This window comes from Rhizobium herbae (genome assembly GCF_017873135.1).
GTDB lineage: Bacteria > Pseudomonadota > Alphaproteobacteria > Rhizobiales > Rhizobiaceae > Pararhizobium > Pararhizobium herbae.
In genome coordinates this window covers 86,711-110,281 of record NZ_JAGGJV010000011.1, presented here as the reverse complement: position 1 = coordinate 110,281, position 23,571 = coordinate 86,711, and the positions used below count along the sequence as shown (strand labels likewise).

Genomic DNA, 23,571 nt, shown 5'->3' with positions numbered 1-23,571 from the left:
ATATGTCATTTGTTGTCGTCGCGAAGCGGCGAATGCGCTTTCCTGCTGCCGCTACCGGAGGCCTGATCCAACTTTGCGTTCGCAAGGCCCATGATTGACCCGGCATAGGCGCCAGGAGAGCCGATCGCCTTTTCCTTGGCTGCGGATCCGGCTGCCGTGCCGGTTGCCCAGCCGCCGGATGTCACACCCTTCAACGCGGACCCAATAGCCGAAGAGCCGGCCGCGCGTGCGGCGCTAGCGGCTGCCACGCCGGCCGCCGCTCCACCAGCAGCCAGGAAGCCTACCCCGGCTGCGAAAGACGCAGCCTGTCCGCCGTGGCGGATTGCCTCCATGCCGCCGCTAACGGAGGCGCCCTGGACGACACCTTGCATAATGTTTGGCACATACATTGCAATAATGAAGACAACCACGGAGATACCCGCGATCGCTAGGCTTGTTATGAATTGTTGATCCTCTGCTGTCGGAGCCTCGGCCAAGCCAATTAACACCTCCGATCCGATGCGCGAGATCATGACCAATGACATCATCTTCATCCCGACCGAGAACGCATAGACGAGATATCGAATGGCAAAGTCTTTTGTGAAAGATGAACCGCCAAGTCCGAGCATGATCATGCCAGCCAGCAGCCCCACATACATCTCGACCATGACAGCGACGAAGATTGCCGCCACAAGGGAGAACGCGATGACGACAACGACCATCGCGAACACTGCTGCAACCGCCAATGAGTTATCCTCGAACAAGCCGAATTGGACTTGTTGGGACATCTTTGAAGCAACTTCGATCCCAGCATCAAAGATGGCCGCCGGAGATGCTGACCCGCCCTCGGCTCCAAGCTGGAATAGGCTGTCGACGATTGCTTTCGCGAATGTCGGCCCCTGATCGAGAATGAAGGCGAACAGGCCAATGAACATGATCCGCCGCACGAGCTCGGCAAACCAGCTGTCGAGCGCCGCCGCCTGCAGTGCAAGCCAAACCGCCGCGATGCCGATCTCAATCCCGGCAAGGATCCAGAACAGCGACCGTGCAGCATCTGCGACAGTGGACTCCCATCCGCGCGCGGCAGTAACCACCTGATTCTCCAGCGTAGTAAGGACGTTGCCTTGTTGGGCGAGTGCCGGAAAGCAGGTAATCAGGACCAAGCCGCTCGCGATAAAGGTGTGACTGAATATGTTCTTCTTGCCTACCATCGCGGACGCATCTCCTGGCCGCTACGCAGGTCCCGCTTCGGGGCGGGTTTAAAAAAATCCTTCGTTTTTTGGTGCTGCTCGTTGGAGGAAAGATATGGACGGTATCCACCACCAGCGAGGAACCCAAGTGCTGCGGCCGATGTGACTATGGCTCCTACGACCAGGACAATGATCGTGAATTTGCTCACCAGCGTGGCTCCATTTTCTGACCGTCCGGGATGCCCCTCCCGGTTGGAGCAAAGAACTTTTCACGCCGCGCCTGAGCCAGATCCTTGTCGGTTTGCTCTGACTGATACCAGGTTCCCATCATGGTCATTTGCTGGGAGACGAGACCGCGGAGCTTCTGCATCTGCGCGACCTGCTGGGCGGCAATCTGATGGCCGACCTGTAACGCCTTCATCTGGCCGTCGGATGTCTCGGATATCGATCGGAGCGAACTCATGGTGGATTCCTCGCTCGAAAACTGATCCGCCGTGAGACTGGCAGCCTTCAACGTGCCGGTAATCGTATCTCGATTGGTGTCGGACCAGCTTTGATAGCCGGACGAGAAGGTTTCGCCGTTGGGAAGGTTCGATCTCAGGTCGGCAAAGCTCTGGAAGCGCTGCCTCAATACGTCGTCCGCATTACCCATGGAGAAGGCGATCCCTTCGCCTTGCGACACAACGTTCTGCAACTGCTTCAGGTCGCCCTCAACCTGACCCCAAATGTGACTGGGAAGCTGCGCGGTGTTCTGCAGCATGTTGTCGTAGATTTTCAGCTGGTTCTGGATCTGCTCGGCCAGTTGACTGATTTGGGTGAGCTGGTTTTCGACCTGAACGCCGGACTTTTCCAGGAGATTGATCAACTCGGCATTGTTGGCGAGCTGCGTGAATTCCGTGGCTTCACCGGTCACACCTCCCGCAATGGAAATGTCAGGTAGCATGGCTGCCGTCGCGGTCAATGCCGCTGTGAGCAGCCTAGTCTTGCGTGAGAAGGGATGCGGCATCATGAATTCCTCTCGTCTGAAGCCAGTGGACGGGCCATTCAGGACCGTATTCGGATTGAAGGGTGCGAATGCGCTTGAGATCGTCTTTTCCGGTTGCTCCGACGAACGAGAGCGTCAGCGGTCCGAGTGCCATGTCGAACAGGCGCCGGCCTTCGGGAGATGCGACGTAATACTCCCGCTTAGGGATGGCGGTTGCGACGATCTCGATCTGCCGCTCATTGAATCCGATCCGCTCGTAGAACTCCCGCGTGCCCGGCTCTCGTGCGGCGCCGTTCGGCAAGCAGATTTTCGTCGGGCAGCTTTCCTTCAGCACGTCGACGATTCCGGAACGCTCGGCGTCGGAGATGGACTGGGTCGCGAGGAGTACGGCGCAATTGGCTTTGCGCAACACCTTCAACCATTCCCTGATCTTATCGCGAAACACCGGATGGCCGAGCATCAGCCAGGCCTCGTCGAGGATGATCAGGCTTGGGGCGCCGGTGAGGCGCTTTTCGATCCGACGGAACAGGTAGGTGAGCACCGGCACGAGATTGCGCTCCCCCATGTTCATCAGGTGCTCCATCTCGAACGTCTGAAACGACCCAAGCGCGAGGCCGTCCGTTTCAGCGTCGAGTAACTGGCCCATCGGTCCATCGACTGTGTAATGATGCAGCGCGTCTTTGATCTCGCGAAGCTGCACGCCACTGACGAAATCGGACATCGAGCGGCCGGGCGCGCTTGCCATCAGGCCGATTTGCCGGGAGATTGCATTGCGTTGGTCCGGAGTAATGGTGACGCCCTGAAGGGCGACGAGCGTCTCGATCCATTCCGAAGCCCAAGCCCGATCTCCCTCGGTCGTGAGATCGGCCAGGGGGCAGAAAGAAAGTGGTGCCCCCTCCCCTTCCTCGCCGCCGACATCGTAGTGATCGCCGCCTGCCGCAAGCGTTAGCGGCAGCATCGACCGTCCCTTGTCGAAGGCAAAGATCTGGGCGTTTTCATAACGGCGAAACTGGGCGGCAATCAGCGCCAGTAAGGTCGACTTGCCCGAACCGGTCGGGCCGAACACGAGCGTGTGGCCGACGTCGTCGACATGGAGATTCAGTCGAAATGGGGTCGATCCGGACGCGACCTGCATCAAAGGCGGCGATGTTGGCGGATAGAAAGGGCACGGCGCATTCTGGCTGCCGGACCAGACGGAGTTCAACGGAACCAGATCGGAAAGGTTGCGGGTGTTGATCAGCGGCTCGCGGACATTGCAGTACCAGTTGCCAGGAAGGCTTCCAAGGTAGGCGTCGGTGGCATTAAGCGTCTCGATGCGTGCGCCGAAACCTTCCGCCTGGATCAGTCGCCGGATTGCCTCGGTCTTCTCTTTCAGACGTTCGCTATCCTCGTCGAACAGCACCACGACCGGAGTGTAGTAGCCATAGGCGACCAGCTGCGAGGATGCCTCAGCGATAGCATCCTCGGTTTCGGCCACCATCGTCATTGCATCCTGATCGACGGACCGACTCTGCGTCTGGAAAAGTTGATCGAAGAATGGCCGCACCTTCTGCTGCCACTTCTTGCGCGTTCGCTCGAGGCTGGCCTTCGCTTCCTCGGCGTCGAGGAAGATGAACCTGGACGACCAGCGATAGCTCATCGGCATAAGATCGAGACTGCCCAGAATGCCAGGCCAGCTTTCCGCCGGTAGTCCATCGATGGCAACGACTCCGAGGAATTTGTTTTCGATGATCGGTGTCACGCCATGCTGCAGTTCGGCGGTGGCGACCCAGTCAAGGTACATCGGGATATCGGGCAGCCGCACAGGATGGTTGTCACCGGTGATGCAGAAACGGATGAACTGCATCAGTTCGTCGTATCGGGCGATCCTCGTGCCGCCCCGTTCTTCGATTTCTCGTGTCGCCATCCGCCGGATGGAGATCGTGTTGCCCAGATATTGCTCGACCTCCCGGATCGCGTTGCGGAAGGTGAACAGCACGGTATCGGCATAGGACTGCGTCCGGCTCTTCTCGTCGGAATAGATGTATTTGCTGAGACTGGACCGGCGTTGTTCGGCGGGGCGGTAGGTGAGAATGACCGCATGGCGGCTTTCGAAATGGCCCTGCTCCCGCTCGAAGTGGATCCGCCGCTCCAGATCGATAGCGCGGGTGACTGCATCGGGGAAGTGCGATCCGCCCGCCGACGTGTAGTCGACTGTCGAGACCCGCACCGCTTCGACCTGGATCATCCAGCCGGAACCGAGACGCGAGAGGATGGCGTTGATCTGCCGAGAGATCTCGTTGCGCTCGATATCCGTCGAGCTTTCCGAGTCGGGACCGGCAAAGTACCACCCAGCCATGAGTGAACCATCCTTCAGCAGGATGATACCGTTGTCGACCAGACCGGCATATGGAACCAGATCCGCAAAGGACGGTCCCGATCGCCTGAAGGCGCGAAGTGCGACCATCAAAGTCTCCTCAGTATCTACGCCACGGGGTGGAGGTCACCCGATAGGTCGGCTTGTAGGAGATGTGGCGGATGTAGATGCGCCGCATCATCGGATCGGCCTTGGCCATCATCCGCAAAGCAGCCACGACAACGATCCACACGGCGATGCCAAACAACGCCGAATAGACAGTGAGCACCACGAAGATCAGGATGATCGCCGCAAGCCCGGTGATCAGCACCAGTTCGCGGTCGGCGCCCATCAACAGGTTGGGTCGCGACAGCGCCCGGTGAATGCGATTTCGCTGCAGATTGGAAACAGGATCAGCCATGGTCCGCCTCCCCTCCCCTCTCGGCACGAAAATTTGGCGTTGGTTCTGTGACGGAACCAATCGAAGCCCCCGTTGCACCAAACAGTCCGACGATCTGTGTCGCTCCGAGCAAGATGCCGGCGACGAGGACGACGTACATGAGGCGCCGCGCGAAATCGTTGAGTTCGCCACCGAAGATCAACATCCCGCCGGCAATCGCGACGGCGGCCAGAGCGATGAAGCCAGCAACTGGTCCGGTGATCGATTCCTGGATCTGCTGGAGCGGTCCCTCCCACGGAAGGCCGCCCCCCGAACTTGCCAACGCCGGTGATACCGACGCCAAAATCCACAGGAGCAAGATGCCAATGATCTTGGGTGCCGTGTCATGCTGCATTTTGTTCTGCCTCCTGGGCGTAGGATTGGATCTGGTACTGGCCCGCACTGAATCGCTCGACATGCAGGATGTCGGTTACCCGCCGTCCCTTCCCCGTTCGCTCGATCGAGATGATGAGATCGACGGCGTCGCCGATGACTGCTTGCATCGGCTGGTGGCTGGCTTCGGCCGTCAGCTGCTCGAGGCGCTGCAACGCTGATCGCGCGGAGTTGGAATGAATCGTCGTCACCCCGCCGGGATGGCCGGTGTTCCACGCTTTCAGGAGGGTCAAGGCCGCGCCATCCCGCACCTCGCCAACGATGATGCGATCCGGTCTCAACCGCATCGTGCTCTTGAGCAGCTTGGCCATATCAACGGTATCGCTGGTACGAAGCGCTACGGCGTTATCTGCAGCGCATTGGATCTCGGCTGTGTCTTCGAGGATGACAAGCCGGTCTTCTGGAGCTGATTCCACGATTTGAGCAATCACCGCGTTCGCGAGCGTCGTCTTTCCCGAACCGGTTCCACCGGACACGACGATGTTGAGCCGGGAACTGATGGCGTTACGAATGACTGAGGCTTGATGGGACGTCATCACGTTGCTGCTGACGTAGTCATCGAGAGGTATAAGCCGGGAGGCCCGGCGTCGGATGGTGAAGGATGGGGCAGAAACGATGGGCGGAAGAAGACCCTCGAAGCGGTGTCCTCCTATCGGGATTTCTCCAGAGACGATCGGGCGGACGTCATCGACCTGGGAATTGAGCACATGCGCCACGCTCCCGATGACGATCTCGGCAGCACCTCTGCTCATCTCGCCAGCAGGCGCGATACCGTGCCCCAGCCGCTCGATATAGAGCCTGCCATCCGGATTGAGCATAATCTCAACAACGGTTGGATCATCGAGCGCAACGCATAACCTCTCCCCGAGGGCGTCCTGAAGTTTACGGATCAGACGGGGAAGCGAGAGTAATTGGCTCATGGGCGTTTTCCTAAGCTGCACTTACCTTGGAGGTGGAAATCGGAGCGATAGCTCGGCGGCCTGACGCGGTCGAAACTCGCCTGGTCGGCCGCCAGGAGGCCGGCGACGCTGTTCGTCTCGTTGATCATTTTTGGCTTACCGAGACGGCACATGGGCCATCCGGCACGGAGGAGCAGTCGCTCAAATCGGACGTCGGTTGCTGTCGCGATCTCGCGATAGCCGTAGAGCAAGGACCACTCGATGATGCCGGCGAACATCATCAAGGTAATGTAGTGAAGTGACCCCTCCCCTCTCCTCTCGCGTAACGTCGTGTCCACACAGAAGCGAGAGCTCTCCACCATGGCTGGATGAGCGTTGAGGGTTCCAGACGCGAGAAGCTGGGGGAAGGTCCGCTCCAGCATTGTAGGCCCGATTGCCGGGAGCAGCCGTGCGCAGCCAACGACGCGAGAGCTTCCGGCGACAGTCAGGATGTAGGTCGGTTGAAGATCATCGAACTCGTCATATTCACGACCATCTCGCACCGTGACATTCCAGGAAAGGCGGGATCCGAAAATCTCCGACCGGAGCCTGTGCATGTCGTTCAGCAGCAAAACGTCTTCGCAGGACAAAGCTTTGCTAAGGGCAATGACCTTCATGTGGCAACTCCACTTGGTGTCAGGTGAAGCAGAACTGCATGCCGGTGCGAACGAGGAATAGTCCCAAATTTAGGACTGCGATTCGGGGTTCACAGCGGTTTCCCCATCTCGCTCGGGGAGCCTCGACGATGATTCATGTGGAGAGGGCTCCCAAATTTGGGAGTGAAAGTGCAGTGGAAAGTCAAGCGTTCACGCTCTTCATCTATTTGAAAAGACAGAATAATATGTGAATTCGTAAGGGCGCCCGTCGATCGATTGCCTGAAGTTGCTAACCGACCGTTAACCAAAAAGCCCTTGCCGGGTCGAGAGAATCGCCCATAGTAATCACGCTTTAGAGGTGAAGTGCCTCGGAAAAGCGTTATTCTTAAGGTGGCAGCGAAATTGAACGTGATGGCGAACGTGAACATCAGCGATGACAAGGACTTCGACGAGGAGATCCTTGAGCAGGGCGAGCTCATTTCCGACAAGCTCAACATGCTCCGCCTTGAGCAATATCCGCCCAACGCGGAGAAGGGCCTACGCCTTTTTTCCTCGGTGGAAGTCGCCGACTACATCGGTGTATCACAAAATCACATTAAGAAGCTCCACCTCGAAGGCAAGGGCCCTGTGCCTGAGGTGACGGGGTCGGGCCGACGCTCCTACACCGCGGAGCAAATGCTGGAACTGAGGCAGTTTCTCGACAAGCATGGCAGATCCGATTTTAAGCGCTATGTCCCTCACCGTCGACCGGGTGAAGCGCTGCAGGTCATATCCGTTGTGAATTTCAAGGGTGGTAGCGGCAAGACGACAACGGCGGCGCATCTTGCGCAGTATCTTGCGCTGACAGGCCATCGCGTACTCGCCATCGACCTCGATCCCCAGGCGTCACTAACAGCCTTGCATGGGATACAGCCGGAGCTTGACAAGAACCCCTCCCTCTTCGAGGCGTTGCGCTATGACGATCAGCGCAAGTCGATCAAGGAGGTTATTCAGCCCACGAATTTCCCTGGCCTGGACATTATTCCAGCCAACCTTGAGCTCCAGGAATATGAGTATGAGACGCCGCTCGCTGCCTCGGACAAAAGTTCGCCTGAAGGCCGGATGTTTTTCACCCGCATCTCGATGGCTCTCAGGGAGGTTGATGACCGCTACGATATCGTGGTGATCGATTGTCCGCCACAACTGGGGTATCTCACCCTTACCGCGTTGACCGCATCGACCTCGGTACTGATCACTGTCCACCCGCAGATGCTCGATATCATGTCGATGAGCCAGTTTCTGCTGATGCTCGGCGGGATTCTGCAGTCCATCAAAAGCGCTGGGGCGATTGTTCGCCTCAAGTGGTTCCGCTACCTCGTTACGCGCTATGAGCCAACCGATGGCCCGCAAGCGCAAATGGTCGGGTTTATGCAGGCCATGTTTAACAAACGGATGCTTCAGAACCAGATGGTGAAGTCGACGGCAGTTTCCGACGCCGGCATCACCAAGCAAACCCTCTACGAAGTAGAGCGGAGCCAATTCACCCGGTCAACCTACGATCGTGCGATGGAGTGTTTGAACGGCGTGAACAAGGAAATCACCGCTCTTGTGCATAAAGCGTGGGGGCGAAAATGATCGGTTTTCTTGACAGCCGTGCAGAATGGCAATTTTCACATAGAAATCAGGATGATGAGCCGAAGTTGAGAGGTGATAATGGCTAGGAAGCATTTGCTGACGAGCGTTAGCTCTTCGCCGACCCAAAAAACGATCGATGGTAGCCCCTCGGAAGCACGGGCCGACTATGCCAGGCGCGGTGCTTCGCGTTCTATGATGCAATCTCTCGATGAGATGGCAGAGAACTCGATGCGCGTTCTCGAGGGAGAGACGATCGTCAAGTTGGATCCTGACATGCTCGACGCCTCGGCCTTTGCCGACAGGATCAGCGACAACGAGGAAGAGTTCGCAGGCCTGATGGAAGCGATCAGGCAGGCAGGTCAGTCATCACCTATCCTGGTCCGCCCTCACCCGGATGAGCCGAACCGATACATGATCGTGTACGGCCATCGACGGGCTCGTGCAGCGAAAGAGCTCGGCATCAAGGTCCGCGCAGTCGTCAAACCGCTTGAAGACATTGCTCATGTCATCGCGCAGGGACAGGAAAACACCGCCCGCGCCAATCTCTCGTTTATTGAGAAATCGCTGTTTGCCAGAAAGCTCGGCAATAGCGGTATGAAAAAAGACACCATCAAGACTGCATTGACGATCGACGATACCCTGTTGTCGCGCATGTTGTCCGTTGCAGACACCGTTCCCGAAGCCATTTTGGACGCAGTGGGCTCGGCAAAAGGCGTCGGTCGTGATCGGTGGGAAGATGTCAAAAAACTGGTCACGGATCCTGCCCGCGCCAATTGGGCGATCGAGTATGTCGCCAGCGATACATTCAAAGGGATTGCAGCTGAAGGACGCTTCAACGCGCTCCTTGCGCATTTGAAGCAGTTCAAAAGACCCAAATCAAAGTCTAGCAAACCTTTGGAGAAATCCTGGGGTCTAGCGGAAAAGGCCGTGGTGGTTTCGACCAAGGATGGGGGCCGGGCTTTTACGCTGTCTCTCAAGTCGAAGGACGCGTCGCGCTTCGGTGCCTTTTTATCTGAACGGTTGGAAGATCTCTACGAGGACTTCCAACGAAATGAAACCCAGCGAACAGGAGACTGAACCGCAAAAGAAAAAGGCCCCCAAACGTCGCCGTCGTGGAAGCCTTCCTCATCGTGTAGCAACATGAGAATCGCATTTCCCCGAATCACAGTCAAGAGTCTTTGGCGTCTTTTGAGCGAGCGGACTTCTTTTGCCTTCTGAAAGGTGAAGAAAAATGCAGACGGGAAGTGTGACGACGCCCTTTGGGCGGCGGCCGATGTCGCTTGCCTTGATAAAAGGCCAAATCGAATCGGCCGAAATCAAGCCAGGCAAATCAGTTGATAAGTGGAAGGTCTATCGCGACGTCTGTGACGCGCGTGCAGACCTGGGGTTGAGGGACCGCGCCTTGTCAGTCCTCAACGCGCTTCTGTCCTTTTATCCAGAGACCAATCTTGTTGACGGAAAGAAGCTTGTGGTTTTTCCATCGAATGCGCAGCTCGCGACGCGGGCCAATGGGATCGCGGGGACGACGCTTCGCGAAAACCTGGCGGTTCTCGTGAATGCCGGCATGATCCATCGCAAGGATAGTCCGAACGGCAAGAGATACGCCCGGAAGGATCGCGCAGGCGACCTTCAAGATGCCTTTGGGTTCAGCCTGGCGCCCCTCTTGGCCCGGTCAGAGGAACTGGCTCGCTTGGCTCAGCAGGCGGCTGCGGATCGGCAACACTTGAAAGTCATCAAGGAGAAGATCTCGCTGTGCCGGCGCGATATCCGCAAGATACTCACCGCTGCAATGGAAGAGGGCGCATCAGGCGACTGGGGGAAGATTGAAGCCCATTATGTTGGAGTTGTGTCTCAAATCTCGAAGGCGCGAACCGCTGACGCTCTGAGCGGCATTCTCGATGAATTGTCGATGTTGCTGGAGGAAACACTCAACGCGCTGGAAAACCAGTTAATTTCAGAAAAATCCGACACCAATGATGACGTAGAGCGTCAGCACATACAAAATTCAAATACCGAATCCATCAATGAATCTGAACCTAGCTCTCGAAAAGAGCATGGCGGAAAATCCAGCCAAGCCATCAGGCAGTCGAATGAGCCGATCAAGGCGTTTCCACTTGGTCTAGTGCTGAGGGCCTGCCCGGAAGTGACTATGTATGGACCTAACGGGGCCATCGGCAGTTGGCGCGAGTTGATGTCAGCGGCGATTACGGTCCGATCAATGCTCGGGGTAAGCCCGTCGGCGTATCAGGATGCCTGTGACACCTTGGGCCCTGAAATGGCGGCCGCAGCGATGGCCTGCATTCTGGAGCGGGGAGGGCACATCAATTCCGCCGGAGGGTACTTGCGGGATCTGACGAGGCGAGCCGAGAAGGGAGAGTTTTCACTCGGGCCGATGCTGATGGCGCTGGTTCGAGCCAATGGCGGAGTTGAGCAGAAAACGGGCTGAGAAGGCTGCAGCCAGGGGAAACGGAGGTCGAATGCCGGTTCAACGTCAAATGATCTCCCTGCGCCTTTATCGCAGTTTTCAGCGATCGGCGCGATTTGAGATCGCGTCGATCACCGATCGGTACTCGCGAACGAAATTTTATGCCATCGGTGGCCGGTCGAACGATGGTCGGTACGACCCCTGTGCGTATGCCTAGGAAACGCGGGTGATCCAAGCGTAAATGAGATACTGATAGAGCAAGCGTTGTCTACGCTTTCCGGATGCTGACACCGATGGACTTCAGCGCTGGAATGAGGTCGGGATGCCGGATAAGGTGCACTGCGGGTGTTGCCTCAAGCTTGATTGAGACGGCGCGGTCGTAAACAGCGACGCATTCAGCTGATGTCAGTCTCGGCGAATAGAGTAGGCCGTCGACAGCGAAAGAGCAGTAGAGAGTTTTGCTCAACTTCTGGCCTTCTCGATGTTCCTTGGAACGGGCAGCATCAGTACTCACACCCAGTCTTAGCAACCCGGTCGTGCGCAAGTCGATGACCAGCAGAGGTGCCAAAGCCGTTACCTCGGAAATTGCCCATTCCTCGATCTCGCTTTCATCCAGCACCCGTTCGGTCGCGCCCTCGAAACGGTCCCTGATAATGGTTTCAGCAATTGCTGTTGCCACAGCTCGCGCGCTATAAATGAGCTGAAATAGCCTGCCTGGGCTGGAAAACCGCGTTTGCCCGAAACCCATTACAAGTGGGGTCGCCATATGAGCCACGGGCATCACGCGAAGATAGGTTTGGGGCTGGAACCTGAGCGCCAGGTCGGAGACGATCTGTGGATCAAGCTTCACGTTTCATCCAAAGTCCTGCTCGGCGGCGGCGATAACCTCGCCAATCTTACCAGCCTTGAGCCGATCAATTGGAGCCCCGCCAATGCTTGGTTTTGGCTGAGTGAGCCATTGCCAGGCTGTGCGCGGGTTGCCGATGATCCGGTTCACATCCGACATTCCCTTCACCGGGCGGCCATCCACGAATTGTGCCAGTGGGAATACATGCTTGCGTTCCCCTTTCAAGAGTCCAATGACCGCGCCCCGCTTCTGCCAGTGGTGCAAGGTTGACCGTTTCGTGCCGAAGGCCTTCTCTATCTCGGCGGGACCGGCAACGGCACCCGCCCAATCTTCGATCCGGGCCGGCGTGGAATAGGTTGAAAGCCGCCGCCGCCCTTCATCCAATTCAAGCAGTTTACCGAGCCCTGGCCCCTTGCTCACCTCCACCGGCCGTTCTACCGTCAGAACAGCTAGCGGGGGCGTATCCCGGGCTGCAAGATCTGCAACGACTGCTCCAAGTGCCTCCGCCAGCTTGTCCTCGCGCGATACGATATTCTGTTGCTGCTCGGTTGTCAGTTGCGCGGTGGCGGCCGAGATAGCGACCACGACCTTTCCTGTCGCCATCAGAGCTGTCTTGGACAGACCGGGATTGTGACGAGCGAGGACCTTGAGTATGTCAGCCAATGCGGCGGCAATGTCCAGATTGAACGGTCTCGTTCTTATACTGCTCGCACGCTGTTTTCACTCTTCACCGCACGACACCCGATAGCTGGACGCTTAAGGACGTTGCGCGCAGAGGGGCCTCCGACCGGCCGACGGGCAAGGGAAGTTCGGATATAGGCACCCGCCGCGTATGTGATCTAGCGGCTTGCTTGCGCTATGCGTCGCTACACGACAGCATTCCGGATGCGTAGGCTCGATCAGGGTTCGCTGTCTTCGGATGCGGGGGAGGGGAGGGGAGGACACAACAACTGCCTCAGAAAGGGCAGCTCTCTTGCCGCGCGTGGAGCCAATATTGACCATGCGATTGCGAGGTCTTTTTTGAATTGTCGTTCTAATAACATCCGTACAAGAAGGCGGGGTACCCGCTGATCATGATACCGCGATTGCTTGCAGAATCGAGGCGATCCAGGTGACGATCGCGGCAATTGCGACCACCCGTTCTGGATGTTTAAGAAAATGGGAAAGTTGCATGGCGCGCGCTCCTGGAATTGTAGGAGCCTCAATAATCAGAAATAGATTGGCGTACGGTTACCGGAGGAACAGGCATCGCCTGGATTGAGCCTATCTCAAGCGTCTCAGCATCGCCCGGACTCTAAAGTTCAGTATTTCTTGCGAACGCGGGGAGACGTCCACTTGTGACCTCCGTCAGCCCCGTTTCCCGCCAGGATTACACGTGCCGCTCGTCTGCCACACAATGAGACAATCTAGGCCAATTCAGCGGAGCCAGGACCAAGAGAAACAGATGGGTCGGAGTGATATCTATCACCGTTTTGCGCTATGAAGAGTTCTCCGAAGGGCCTCGTCCTGGTCCTCTTCAGACAGCAACACGCGCTGTGACGGCGCATCGCCATCCCTCACTTCAAAGGTATCCGGCGTAACGTCATGTATCACGCTGTAGGCCCGCATCGCAGCGTCCTTCTGGTCGTTTGCCTCGACGATCATGCTAACGGTGACCTGGTAGTGAGCTATAGAGATTCCTTAATTGCCGGCGTCGTCGGACCTGTAAGCGCAGTAGCCTCTGAGGTCAAAGCTTGGGCGGACATTCGAGCGGGAAATTGCGGGTGGCAAGCCTCCCGTCAACGCAAGTTGACTGCCGATGTGCCTTGATCGTTGGATAGCGATAATCTCCTCTTACTCACGAATTTCTGTCCCTACTGGGAGGTGCGCCGAAAGGCGAGACCACCTTCTATCAGGAATCCGCCTTGGATGATCGGGCGGCGCCTCATAAACGCTGTTTTTAGGCTTCTGCGCGATGATATCAGCATTCTCGCCGTGCTGCAGCGTTTCGACAGATAATCTAATATCATCAGACATTTAGATGGAACAGCCTACAGCATCCGAGCAGCGCGGCCGCTTCGTCTCGTGGCGCTGTTGTAATAGCCAGATGCTTGCTGCACGGAACGATGACGCGACTGTTCCATAGCCTCGGGCAAGGGAATGCCCCGGTTGGCGGCCTCGGTCAGATAGCCCGACCGCAGTCCATGCGCCGAAAACTCCCCGCTGTCCAATCCGGCCATCACCGCCCGCTGCTTGAGAATGGCATTGACCGACTGCGGATCGAGCGCCCGCTTCGAAACCGTCCCCCAACGTCCGATCCCCCGAAACACGCTCCCGCTCTCGATCTTCGCAACCGCCATCCAGGCATTCAGCGCCTCCACCGGCCGACCTGTGAGATAGACGACGTCGTCCTGCTCGCCACTGCTGGTCTTGGTACGACCGAGATGAATGGCGAGTGAGGGGAGGGGAGGGCCATTCTCGACCGGGATCGGCGGCTCGACGGTCAGTTGCTCACGTCGCAGTCCGGCGATCTCGCTGCGCCTTCGGCCGCCGGAGGCAAAGGCGACCATGAGGACCGCCCGGTCACGCAGATCGCGCAGGCTGTCGGTCCCACAGGTAGCCAGAAGCTTTGCCAGCACGTCACCTGTGACCGCCTTGGCGCTTTTGCGACCCCGCGTCCGGGGGACGGCACGCACGGCAAGGCGGATGGCGGACTTGAGGGCAGGGGAGGCGAAGGCCCCGTCAAAACCGCGCCATTTGGTCAGTGTCGACCAGTTCGCCAGCCGCCGGCGCACCGTTGCGGGCGCGTGCGGACCGACGGATTTGAGGAAACCTTGGCTTCGAAGGTTCTCGTCGACGTCTACAGGCATGCCGTGGTCGGGATCGGTGTCGCGGCGTTGCGGGTCCCAGAGGTGATGCGCAACGAATTTCAAAAGCAGCGCCTCGGGCGCCGGCCAGGGCAGCGATTTTCCGGTGGCGGCCAGCCCCCAGGCTTCGAGGTAAGTGAGATCCGATGTCAGGGCGCGCAGTGTGTTGTCGCCCATGCCCTGGTTGACGAGATGGCGCAGCGTCTCGACATCCTGGTCGGTGAGCAGTTCGGCCAGTTCGTCGCGGCGCTCGATCGGCAGCACGGCGGCGATGGTGTCGAGTTCTTCGGCCCGTCGCTCGACGGCGGTGAGGGATGTCTTGGATTTGGCCACGAACGCTCCAAAATCGCTGTATTCGGCGGCCTTGAGGGCCGCGATTTGCCCCGATTCTTGCTGATTTGCGACTCCAGATCAACAACCATCGATAACCAGTACTTATCGATGGTTATAGCCTCAACCCTCGATCATACCATGTTAGGAACCGTAATATTCAGATAGAGTTCCTTTAGCAAATCATTTACCATGATTTCAATGGCTTACGATGTCGCGAAAATCAGCATGACAGCCCTGTTGCGGCGTAAGCGGGGCTGATTTGGTGGCAATGCCGATAAACTTTGCAGGTTTGATGGGCCATGTGCTGGCTGTGAAAGGGCCGAAGGTCGTTAAGCGCGTGCCGCAATCATGGATGGGAGTGGCGGAATAAGATGATGGTCGACGCCAATGCCCAGCCGATCGCCAAGATAGTGCCAGAACGAAAGGCCGAGCTTCTGGCAGGTCTTCATCAGGCCGAGCATGCTGTCGCGCGCCTGCCGACCATTGCGACTGACCGTGCCACCCGAGATCTTCCGCTTGATGACAAAGCCGCGCAGATCTCTTTCCGACGCATTGGTATGGAGCGGGGTTTCAGGCCGCTCCAGAACCCGCAGCAGTTCGGACTTGCGGCGCTTCAGCCGAGACAGCAGTTTGTCGAGATCGCCATATCCGGTTCGAATGGAGAAAATTCGATCGAACCGGACCTCAAGGCCTTGGGCAGCACGTCGACTCGGACTTCGCGAAAAATCTTTCAGAGCCTTGTAGAAGAGCCAGATAAGTTCGCGCAGGGTCTCGACATGCTTCACCTGGCGCGGCGTCGCCGGCATCAGCTTGTGCAGCAGCCTTTCGGTATGGACCCAGCAGAGCGCATGGGTGCCGACCCGGAACTGTCCGGCGTCGTCGGAGACGATCACCGCATTGCCGACCAGACCATGATGGCGGATGGCACCCCAGATGCCGGCCTCGGCAAATGGTCGGATGATGTCCCTGTCGAAGATATCGATGCCATGTTCAGCCAGATACGCGAGAAACGGAACCTGATTGGCAAACCGCCGCGGCTCGCGGGTGTTCAACCGCGCCAGAAGGGCAGGGTCCACCTGCCGGTCTTCCAGAAAGGTGAAGGCAGCATCGTTGAGGACATAGTCCTGATAGTTGCCGCGCAGCAGGGCCAGAAAGTTCAGCCGCGACTTCGACGGCCCTGTGCGAAACACAGTGAAATGCTCGCCCCCGATATGCGTGGTATGAAAATTGCGGTTGGCATGGCGGGCGCCTGTGTCGTCGACCGTCACAAAGGGAGCCGAAACCAGGCCGGCATGCAGAACGGCGGCATCCTCGGCATGAAAGCCATCCAGTCGCTCCGTCAAAACCCGGATGACCTGGCGTTTGGAAATCTCGACACCGACATCGTTGAGCAAGGTCGTCAGCCGCTGCGTCGTGACCTGCCCATGGGCGTGAAGCATCAGGCAGAAGCGTCGCAGATTGGCGCCATAGCCGGCTCGGATTCCTGCCGGCAGCGGCGCGATGATCGTTCTGCCATCCGGCGTCACCCAGCATTCGCGGCGATAGCGCACCACCTCGACCCGCATGACCAGATCCCTCACGACGCAATCCTTGTAGCCCTTGAAGCGCGATCCAGGTGGAACGCTGGCAGGCAGCACCTCTTCGCGCGTGACCTTGCCCGTGTCGCCTTTCGGCCCGCGGCGGCTCGCAGGCTTCTCTTTGCCAGCAACCGTCTTGTCGCCGGTTGCCTGTTCCATGCCCGAGGGTCTGAACGGCGGGCGTGGCGGCAGGTTCTTCAGCCGCGCAATCTCGTCGCGCAGAAGCTGGTTGTCGACCTTCAGCCGGGTGTTTTCGATCCTGAGCTGGTCGTTCTCGTCGCTAAGCTTGTGGTTTTCGGCCTCGAGCTTTTCGATCCGGATGTCTGCCCGATCGGCCCGTGCAACCAGACCCGTCACAAGCTCACGCAGCGCTTTCAGCGACAGCGTATCGGCATGCTCGACCATGGGAAGGCGGCGCTTCGTCATAAAGGAAGTGAATCATGATTTACAAAAAACAGGAATCCCTTCTGCCACCAAAAATGCTCCAGGTACTGTTGCGGCCAGCTTTTGATGCCGGCTGTGGCTTTTATTTCCCGATTTCAATTGAAGCGGTAAGCTAGAGATTCGACCCCCATTTTTGACCTAGCGGCTTCAACCTGATCTGGTTGGAGGAACGCATCGTGTTCCTGCGCGCTCTCGGACGGGTTACGGCGCACCTGCGTCAGCGAGGACGCAACATTCCGAATGAGTTGCCGAAACACACCTCGCCACCCAGTTGGGGGCATCTAAATCTCATCGGCAGCTATTCGTGGGATACCGCGCAGCAGATACCGGATGGCTTCACGCCCCTGCCACTTCCCAGCAACCTCCTCAGAGCAGCGTAGGAAGGGGCAACCGATCATAATTGAGCCTGTATTTTTTATTCCATAGAACTTCCACCAATATCGGAGAGGTTGTTATGACTGTCGTTCGCTATCTTGTTGCCGGAACATGTTTGCTCGCTTTGGCCGCTCCGGCTGCTGCATTTGCTCAGGATAAGCCTTCAAATCTGAATGGTGAGTGGACGTCCGACTGCCTTTCGATCGGGAAAAACGACAGGCACGGCTACGTCACGCGCATCGTCGTCAGCGGCAAGGATGTGACCGCCACTTCGCAGGTCTACGCCATGAATACGTGCCAGAGGCCTACGGTGCAGGTCAACTTCAAGGGAGAGCTTCTCACCGAGGATGCCGATGGCAATCACGCCCGGATTGAATATGTCGTGCGCTCCATTACCACTACGCCCAATATAAGCGACGTTGTCGACCACTATAATAGAGAGACTGCCGATCAGGCAGGGTGCGGGTTAAAAGGCTGGGAGGAAAACGTTCCGTTCTCCGTTGCTGGCAAAAAGTGCGGTCCCTTTACCTTCGCCGCCGAGGGCATCCGCCTCTTTGACACCGTCTGGATCAAAGGGAATGAGCTACGTTTTGGTGCCTTTCCCGTCAAGTGGACAACCACGTCTCCTGAACAAGCGCCGACCACGCCGCTGGATACGGTCTACTACCGTACCGGCAAATAGGTTCTTCGATCGTTCGAGCTTAGCGTGTCTGGGGAACAGAGCTTGTTCCACCCCCGGCTTCACATCGAGCAGGGGAGGGGCATGTCAAAGCCCGGATGCCTTGGTGAGATTCACACGGAACCGGTCTCGGCGCCGCTGATATTTTCGGGTCATCTCGGCGGACGCGTGACCGAGCTGCTTCTGCACGTAGCGTTCGTCGACCTCGGCCGAGGAGGCAAGGCCGGCGCGTAGCGAATGGCCGGAGAATTTCTCCCCGCGTTCGCTCTCGGAAAGATCGCCGCGAACACCGGCGGCAAGCACCGCCGACTTGACCAGGCGGGCGACCTCCTTGTCATTGAGACGATCTGGTCCAACGTCTTTGCCTTTGCCGGTGACGCGGCGGAATAGGGGGCCTTTGGCAAGCTTTGCGAAGCGGATCCAAGTCTCGACGGCGACGATGGGGCAGGTCGCATCCGACGAGCCGCGGCCGATCTCGACCTCGCGCCAGCCGGTTTTGCCCCGAAGGGTGACGAGCATGCCCTTGTCGAGGATTTCGATCCAGCCCGAAGAATCCTCTGTCTGGTCGCGGCCGAGGTCGAGCCCAACAATCTCCGAGCGGCGTAGGCCGCCGGCAAAGCCGATCAGCAGCATCGCGCGGTCGCGCAAGCCGCGCAGGGTTCCCCTGTCCAGCGTCTCCAGCATGGCGATCAGATCTTCCGGCAGAATGGCTTCCTTCTGCCGGGGAGGGGACGCGTGGGTGTTGCGAATGCCGGCCATCACGGTGGCGATGGCGCGGTCCTTGCGATCAAGCGGCGTGCCGCGCTGGGCGCAGTTCCAGCCGATGGCCGACAGGCGCCGTTCGATGGTGGACACCGTGTTCGCCTTCATGCCGCGTTCTGCGGTCCCTGACGCGCAGGCGGTGATGTAGAGACCGACGACCTGCGGATCCGGGGGGAGGGGCGCAACATTCTGGCGCCGACACCAAGCAGCGAAATGCTTCCAGTCGGAAGCGTAGGCGCGGCGGGTATTGGTGGAACTGGCGGCCTCGACATAGGCGCGGGCGCGATCGGCCAGTTGTTCCAGGTGCGACGGCAGGCTGGTGCCCGGCGCTGGTAGAGGGGAGGGGAGACCGCTGTTCCCGGCCGACGACTTTGGCGCGGAAACATCACTAGAATGCGCCATGCTGTCAGACGGCGCAGCGCTCATATCGGCGTGATTTTCGCTGTTCTGCTCGATGATTTGGGCCATTCTCTCTATAAAGAGCAAAACGTCCGATAATGCAATCTTATCGGACATAATCTAGCGCTGACATACTGTGCGGTTTTAACCGAAAAATGTGGCTAAAAGAGCGCGCATCGATTATGCTCGACAGCATGGATTCGCGCCTCCGCTCACCTTCCGCCGCCCCGATACCGCCATCGACCGTGCCACCTATGCCGGGCTGGGTGACCTTGCGCGGCAAAGATCCGAGCGATACAGACGTCGCCTTCGCCGCCGGCATCGCTCTGAAATCGCTCGACGATCTGGTTCGCGCCGACCTGCCGTGGGCGGGCTGCTGGCGCCAGCGCCTTGCGCTCAGGGCCTCGCATTCAGCCGTGCAGATGATTGGCCGAAACGAAGGCGCGGCGGGCTTGCGCGATGTGGTGCTGCTCACCGCGCCTGGCAACGATCCCGGACCGGCCGGAGCGATGTATTTGGCATTCCAGAAACTGGCGGCAAAGAAGCGGCCGATCAGCAGCAAAGGTCTGGAAGAACTGGCGGCGCTGATGGGGATGCGTCGCGAGGGCCTGAGCGAAATTGCCGATTTATTTGACGGCGCGCTTCAGTCCGGTCGTGCTGTGCCCTTCGTCGTCGCCGACCTGGTCACCAACATCTGCGCCGCCCGGCCAGATGCCGAAATTTTGGCCTGGTGGCTGGCCGACCGCCTGCTCGCGGAAAAACTCGCCTGGGCGTGTGGCGTGCCGCTCACGATGGGCGAGCGTCATGGCGCAGCGTTCAAGACCATCGGTGGCCGCGGGCGGGTGCGGCCGGGGGAGCCCGCTTTCCCGCGGGCGGTGTGCCTGGCGCTCGTGTCCGCCACGGTCGAGGCCTTGCGGCAGGCCAATGACATTGGCCGCCGCGCCGAAAAATTGTTGGCGGTGGCGCCGAAGGTGCGAACCAAAGGCGCCGGCGGCATCATCGAAAAGTTGCTCAACGAGGATGCCGTGCCCGCCTCCGCACCCGACAGCCATCTCTCCCGTTGGGCGGCGACGCGATTGTTCGAGCGGCTGGAAAGTTTTGGCGCGGTGCGTGAACTCTCCGGCCGCACCTCGTTTCGGATTTTTGGGCTTTGACGATGGCTGGATCAAATGCAGCCAAAGCAGTTCGAGGCCGCAGACCGAAGTCGAAGGATGAAATCCTCTTCGATAGAGAGCTTGAGGATTTACCGCCGGAACTGCGCTGGCGCGAGTGGATGCTGCGCGTCGAGGCGGTGATCTTTTCTGCCACCGAGCCGGTCAGCCGCGAGATTTTGGCGCGCGTGGTCGGAAAGAGCTGTAGCATCGATCTCCTCATCGACGATTTGCGTGAGGAACTGCGGTCCCGTCCCTATGATATCGTCGCGGTCGCCGGCGGTTGGCAGCATCGAAGCCGTTCGGCCTACGCATCTGCGATCCGGGCATCGCAGGCGCCAACGCGGTCGGCCCCGGCGTATCTGTCGGAGCATGAGGCTGCGGTGCTGGCGGCAATCGCCTACCTACAGCCGGTGACCCGCAGCGAGCTGTCCACCATGTTCGGCAAGGAGATAAGCCGCGACACGATCGCCAGTTTGCGCGATGCCGGGTTTCTCGGCTCTGGCCCGCGCAGCCCGACACCCGGCGCGCCCTACACCTATGTAACGACGAAGCATTTCCTATCGGCGTTCGGCCTTGAGACACTGCGTGACCTGCCCGATCTGGAGCGGCTTGAGGATGACGGGCTGCTTAGCCGACAGGCGCTTGTGCGGGAAGAGTTGGCGAAAGAAGGCGCCGATGGCGACGAGCAGGATCAGCTGTAAGCGCATTTGGTGGGCATGACGGACTGCCATGGGCCGCTCCACTTCCCTTAAGCCGCGCCAGCTACTCTATCACATAGCCGAGCGCCCGATAACCCACGCGTCGTTTCGCTGCCATCCGAGCCAGAACCGGAACGGTGTTATCGACATAGTCGACCACCAAAACGTCTCTCTTGCCATCATGTTGGCGATGCAGACGGCCGACATACTGCGCCAAAGTGCCTCTCCAGGCGATCGGCATGGTCAGGAACAACGTGTCGAGACGGGCATCATCGAAGCCTTCCCCGATGTAGCGGCCTATCGCAAGTATCAGGCGCTCATCATCGTCTGCGACATTCAACGCCGCGTTGGCTTGCTTGCGATCCTTCGCCGACATGCCGCCGCGCAGCACCACCAGATTCTTCACGAACGGCGAGAATTTTTGCTGGAGATAATCGAGGTGATCCTTACGCTCAGTCAGCAGGATGGGCGAACGTCTGGCCTCGAGGGATTTCAGCACGTCATCGAAAATCAGGTCATTTCGGCCTTGGTCCTGCGCAAGGGCCGCATAGATCGCTGGCATTGACGGGCGCTCGGCCGAGACGAGTGACGCTGGCAACTCAAACTTCGTCGAACGGTCGCGGGCACGGTGGCGAATACCACGCTCGGCAGCTTGAACCCTTGCATCGACCCGGTGACGAACGGGGCCGCATTGCATGAAGATGATCGGATGATGACCGTCTTTTCGCGCAACGGTGGCAGATAAGCCTACGACATACCGCGCTTTGGATCTGCGAGCGACAAGTTCAAAACTTGCAGCGGACAGATGGTGGCACTCGTCGACAATCAGATGACCGTAATTTCCCACGATGTCATCGACCTCGCCATTCCGAACCAGGCTTTGGATCAGCGCCACATCGATGACCCCCGTTGGCTTCCTTTTCCCGCCACCGATGACGCCGATCTGCTTTGGTTCGATGCTCAGGAAGGAAGTCAGACGCTCTACCCATTGGGTGAGAAGCTCCCTCCGGTGAACGAGAACCAGCGTGTTGCGGCCGCGATGTGCTATGAGTGCAGCTGCGACAACTGTCTTGCCGAACGCGGTCGTGGCGGCGAGCACGCCGTTATCGTTGGCGACAAGAGCATCAAAGGCCCGCGATTGTGGCCGTCGCAGTTCCCCTTGGAACGAAACGCCGGCGGGTAGAGCCTCCCCATCTTCGCGGAGATCCTCCAAAATGGCGATGGCGCCATGGCTCTTGATCAGCTCTACAGTTTCGTCGAAGCAGCCTCGTGGCAGCGCGACATGGCGTGGGTGAAGCTCGGCACAGGAGATGATCCGAGGTTTGCCGAAGGTCGGCAAACGCATTGCTTGCGTACGATAGAATTCCGGGTTCTGGAATGCCGCCAGGCGCACGAACTGCGCAATCAGCGCGGACGGAAGCTCGGTCCTATCGATGTACACCTGGTCGGCGATCACGACCTTGATGCTTTGCGGGATCGCAGCCTCAATTCGCCGCGGCTCGCTACGCCGCGACGGCAACATCTTCCACGGCTCATCGGCATGTTCGTCATCGACTGGCATCCGGACGCCCAAGACCCGCCCCGACAATTCAGCTTCATCGGCGATCCTGAAGACAATGTCCGCCGATAGCCTGGTCAGGGACGAGAGGTAGGCCCACTGGTCGTCGTAAGGCCGCAAGTCGTCATCGACAAAAACGCTGTTGCCGTTTTCGCGAGCTCTCCTTTGCAGAGGAAGCGCGATCAGATTACCGAAACCGCCAAGCGGCATCGTATCCTGATTGGGAAAGAAACGATCATAAGATGTGAAGCCAATCTCGGGACGGTTCTCCATCGTCTCCGTGATCAGGGCAGCGCCCAGTTGCCGGGCGATCCGGGCCGGAATGGGTTCGGAGAAGAATATCCAGACATGACCGCCGTTCCCAGATCTCGACCGTTCAAGAGCTGCGGCAATTCCCTTTGCACGACAGGTAGCCAGCAATGCTCTGGTGTCATCAGCCCAGCTTTCCTTGTCGAAATCCGCTGCGAGGAACCAGCACGTTTCGTCTTGCAGCAACGGATACACCCCGGCAACAAAATCGCCAGACCGAAAATCGCCAGACCGAAAATCGCCGCCGCGAAGATGCTTTTCGATGATATCCTCGGAGGGCGGAATGAAAGCCTGATGCGAACATTCCCCGCATTTGACCTTCGGCTTACCGCAGATCCCCTTTGCCCACTCGTTGGAGCAGGCAGGCGAATAGCCGGAGCGCGCGGCCTTCCTGTTTTCCCAACGAACTGGGAAAACATCGGGGCGCCCCGCGAACAGGCGTCGGAACAACTCGATTTTCTCGGCTGACGGTGAACTGTTGGTAACAGGGGCATCGACAGACGACGGTCGTTCCGGCGCGCAGCTATCGGATGTGACCATTTTCTCCAGCATTTCTAACATACGCTCGAGCTCCAGACGCTCAGCATCGAGATCAGCCAAGCGCCGCCGAATCCGCGCAATCTCTTCAGAAGTGTCGTCCCAACCTGCCAACGCCGCAGTCCACTTTCCAAAGTCCTGTCATGCGTCAACATAGAC

The 23,571-nt window shown here is 58.6% G+C and carries 20 protein-coding genes; 6 read left to right on the top strand and 14 right to left on the bottom strand.

Annotated features, from left to right (window positions below; genetic code table 11):
- Positions 1–5: 5 nt before the first annotated feature.
- Genes trbL through traI form a run of 8 tightly spaced genes read right to left on the bottom strand, consistent with a single transcriptional unit; the run spans position 6 to position 6,876 of the window.
- Entirely contained in the window at positions 6–1,190 is a 1,185-nt protein-coding gene (trbL, locus tag J2Z75_RS25315; RefSeq protein WP_209856111.1) for a P-type conjugative transfer protein TrbL, read from the bottom strand.
- Positions 1,184–1,378, bottom strand: a complete 195-nt coding sequence (gene trbK, locus J2Z75_RS29740; protein WP_209856108.1) for an entry exclusion protein TrbK — start codon at positions 1,376–1,378, stop codon at positions 1,184–1,186. The genes trbL and trbK overlap by 7 nt, the downstream gene beginning before the upstream one ends.
- On the bottom strand, positions 1,375–2,175 hold the full coding sequence (gene trbJ, locus J2Z75_RS25305) for a P-type conjugative transfer protein TrbJ (protein ID WP_209856429.1): 801 nt from the start codon (positions 2,173–2,175) through the stop codon (positions 1,375–1,377). The genes trbK and trbJ overlap by 4 nt, the downstream gene beginning before the upstream one ends.
- A complete protein-coding gene (locus J2Z75_RS25300; RefSeq protein ID WP_209856105.1) occupies positions 2,147–4,600 on the bottom strand; it encodes a conjugal transfer protein TrbE in 2,454 nt (817 codons plus the stop codon). Before J2Z75_RS25300 ends, trbJ begins: the two co-directional genes overlap by 29 nt.
- 10 nt (positions 4,601–4,610) lie before the next feature.
- Positions 4,611–4,910 (bottom strand): conjugal transfer protein TrbD, encoded by a 300-nt coding sequence (locus J2Z75_RS25295; RefSeq protein WP_209856102.1) that lies wholly within the window; start codon positions 4,908–4,910, stop codon positions 4,611–4,613.
- On the bottom strand, positions 4,903–5,283 hold the full coding sequence (locus J2Z75_RS25290; RefSeq protein ID WP_209856099.1) for a TrbC/VirB2 family protein: 381 nt from the start codon (positions 5,281–5,283) through the stop codon (positions 4,903–4,905). The genes J2Z75_RS25295 and J2Z75_RS25290 overlap by 8 nt, the downstream gene beginning before the upstream one ends.
- The gene (trbB, locus tag J2Z75_RS25285; RefSeq protein ID WP_209856096.1) at positions 5,273–6,241 is read right to left on the bottom strand and encodes a P-type conjugative transfer ATPase TrbB; all 969 of its coding nucleotides are present in this window, start codon (positions 6,239–6,241) and stop codon (positions 5,273–5,275) included. Before trbB ends, J2Z75_RS25290 begins: the two co-directional genes overlap by 11 nt.
- Positions 6,238–6,876 (bottom strand): acyl-homoserine-lactone synthase, encoded by a 639-nt coding sequence (gene traI, locus J2Z75_RS25280; RefSeq protein ID WP_209856093.1) that lies wholly within the window; start codon positions 6,874–6,876, stop codon positions 6,238–6,240. The genes trbB and traI overlap by 4 nt, the downstream gene beginning before the upstream one ends.
- A gap of 390 nt (positions 6,877–7,266) precedes the next feature.
- Here traI and repA point away from each other — a divergent pair, with 390 nt between their 5' ends.
- From repA to repC, 3 genes are all read left to right on the top strand, one after another.
- On the top strand, positions 7,267–8,469 hold the full coding sequence (gene repA / locus J2Z75_RS25275) for a plasmid partitioning protein RepA (RefSeq protein ID WP_209856090.1): 1,203 nt from the start codon (positions 7,267–7,269) through the stop codon (positions 8,467–8,469).
- A gap of 78 nt (positions 8,470–8,547) precedes the next feature.
- Positions 8,548–9,546 carry a plasmid partitioning protein RepB gene (repB, locus tag J2Z75_RS25270; protein WP_209856087.1) on the top strand — a complete coding sequence of 333 codons (999 nt, stop codon included), beginning with the start codon at positions 8,548–8,550 and terminating at the stop codon, positions 9,544–9,546.
- 154 nt (positions 9,547–9,700) lie between these two features.
- The gene (gene repC, locus J2Z75_RS25265) at positions 9,701–10,915 is read left to right on the top strand and encodes a plasmid replication protein RepC (RefSeq protein WP_209856083.1); all 1,215 of its coding nucleotides are present in this window, start codon (positions 9,701–9,703) and stop codon (positions 10,913–10,915) included.
- A 247-nt stretch (positions 10,916–11,162) separates the two neighbouring features.
- On the opposite strand, the gene J2Z75_RS25260 is transcribed toward repC, so the two are convergent.
- From J2Z75_RS25260 to J2Z75_RS25245, 4 genes are all read right to left on the bottom strand, one after another.
- Positions 11,163–11,744, bottom strand: a complete 582-nt coding sequence (locus J2Z75_RS25260) for an RES family NAD+ phosphorylase (RefSeq protein ID WP_209856081.1) — start codon at positions 11,742–11,744, stop codon at positions 11,163–11,165.
- A 3-nt stretch (positions 11,745–11,747) separates the two neighbouring features.
- On the bottom strand, positions 11,748–12,404 hold the full coding sequence (locus J2Z75_RS25255; protein ID WP_234937558.1) for an antitoxin Xre/MbcA/ParS-like domain-containing protein: 657 nt from the start codon (positions 12,402–12,404) through the stop codon (positions 11,748–11,750).
- Between the two features lie 1,367 nt (positions 12,405–13,771).
- The gene (locus J2Z75_RS25250; RefSeq protein WP_209856078.1) at positions 13,772–14,920 is read right to left on the bottom strand and encodes a site-specific integrase; all 1,149 of its coding nucleotides are present in this window, start codon (positions 14,918–14,920) and stop codon (positions 13,772–13,774) included.
- Positions 14,921–15,249: 329 nt separating this feature from the next.
- Positions 15,250–16,923, bottom strand: coding sequence for an IS66 family transposase (locus tag J2Z75_RS25245; RefSeq protein ID WP_209856075.1), 1,674 nt, complete (start codon positions 16,921–16,923; stop codon positions 15,250–15,252).
- Between the two features lie 472 nt (positions 16,924–17,395).
- Between J2Z75_RS25245 and J2Z75_RS25240 the strand changes: the two genes are divergently transcribed.
- Entirely contained in the window at positions 17,396–17,998 is a 603-nt protein-coding gene (locus J2Z75_RS25240) for a hypothetical protein (RefSeq protein WP_209856073.1), read from the top strand.
- An 84-nt stretch (positions 17,999–18,082) separates the two neighbouring features.
- On the opposite strand, the gene J2Z75_RS25235 is transcribed toward J2Z75_RS25240, so the two are convergent.
- Positions 18,083–19,225, bottom strand: coding sequence for a site-specific integrase (locus tag J2Z75_RS25235; protein ID WP_209856070.1), 1,143 nt, complete (start codon positions 19,223–19,225; stop codon positions 18,083–18,085).
- A gap of 113 nt (positions 19,226–19,338) precedes the next feature.
- Here J2Z75_RS25235 and J2Z75_RS25230 point away from each other — a divergent pair, with 113 nt between their 5' ends.
- The gene (locus J2Z75_RS25230) at positions 19,339–20,310 is read left to right on the top strand and encodes a DUF1403 family protein (protein WP_407692818.1); all 972 of its coding nucleotides are present in this window, start codon (positions 19,339–19,341) and stop codon (positions 20,308–20,310) included.
- Positions 20,311–20,312: 2 nt separating this feature from the next.
- On the top strand, positions 20,313–21,011 hold the full coding sequence (scpB, locus tag J2Z75_RS25225) for an SMC-Scp complex subunit ScpB (RefSeq protein WP_209856067.1): 699 nt from the start codon (positions 20,313–20,315) through the stop codon (positions 21,009–21,011).
- A gap of 61 nt (positions 21,012–21,072) precedes the next feature.
- Here scpB and J2Z75_RS25220 read toward each other — a convergent pair whose 3' ends face one another.
- Positions 21,073–23,475 carry a TOTE conflict system archaeo-eukaryotic primase domain-containing protein gene (locus J2Z75_RS25220; RefSeq protein ID WP_209856064.1) on the bottom strand — a complete coding sequence of 801 codons (2,403 nt, stop codon included), beginning with the start codon at positions 23,473–23,475 and terminating at the stop codon, positions 21,073–21,075.
- Positions 23,476–23,571 lie beyond the last annotated feature (96 nt).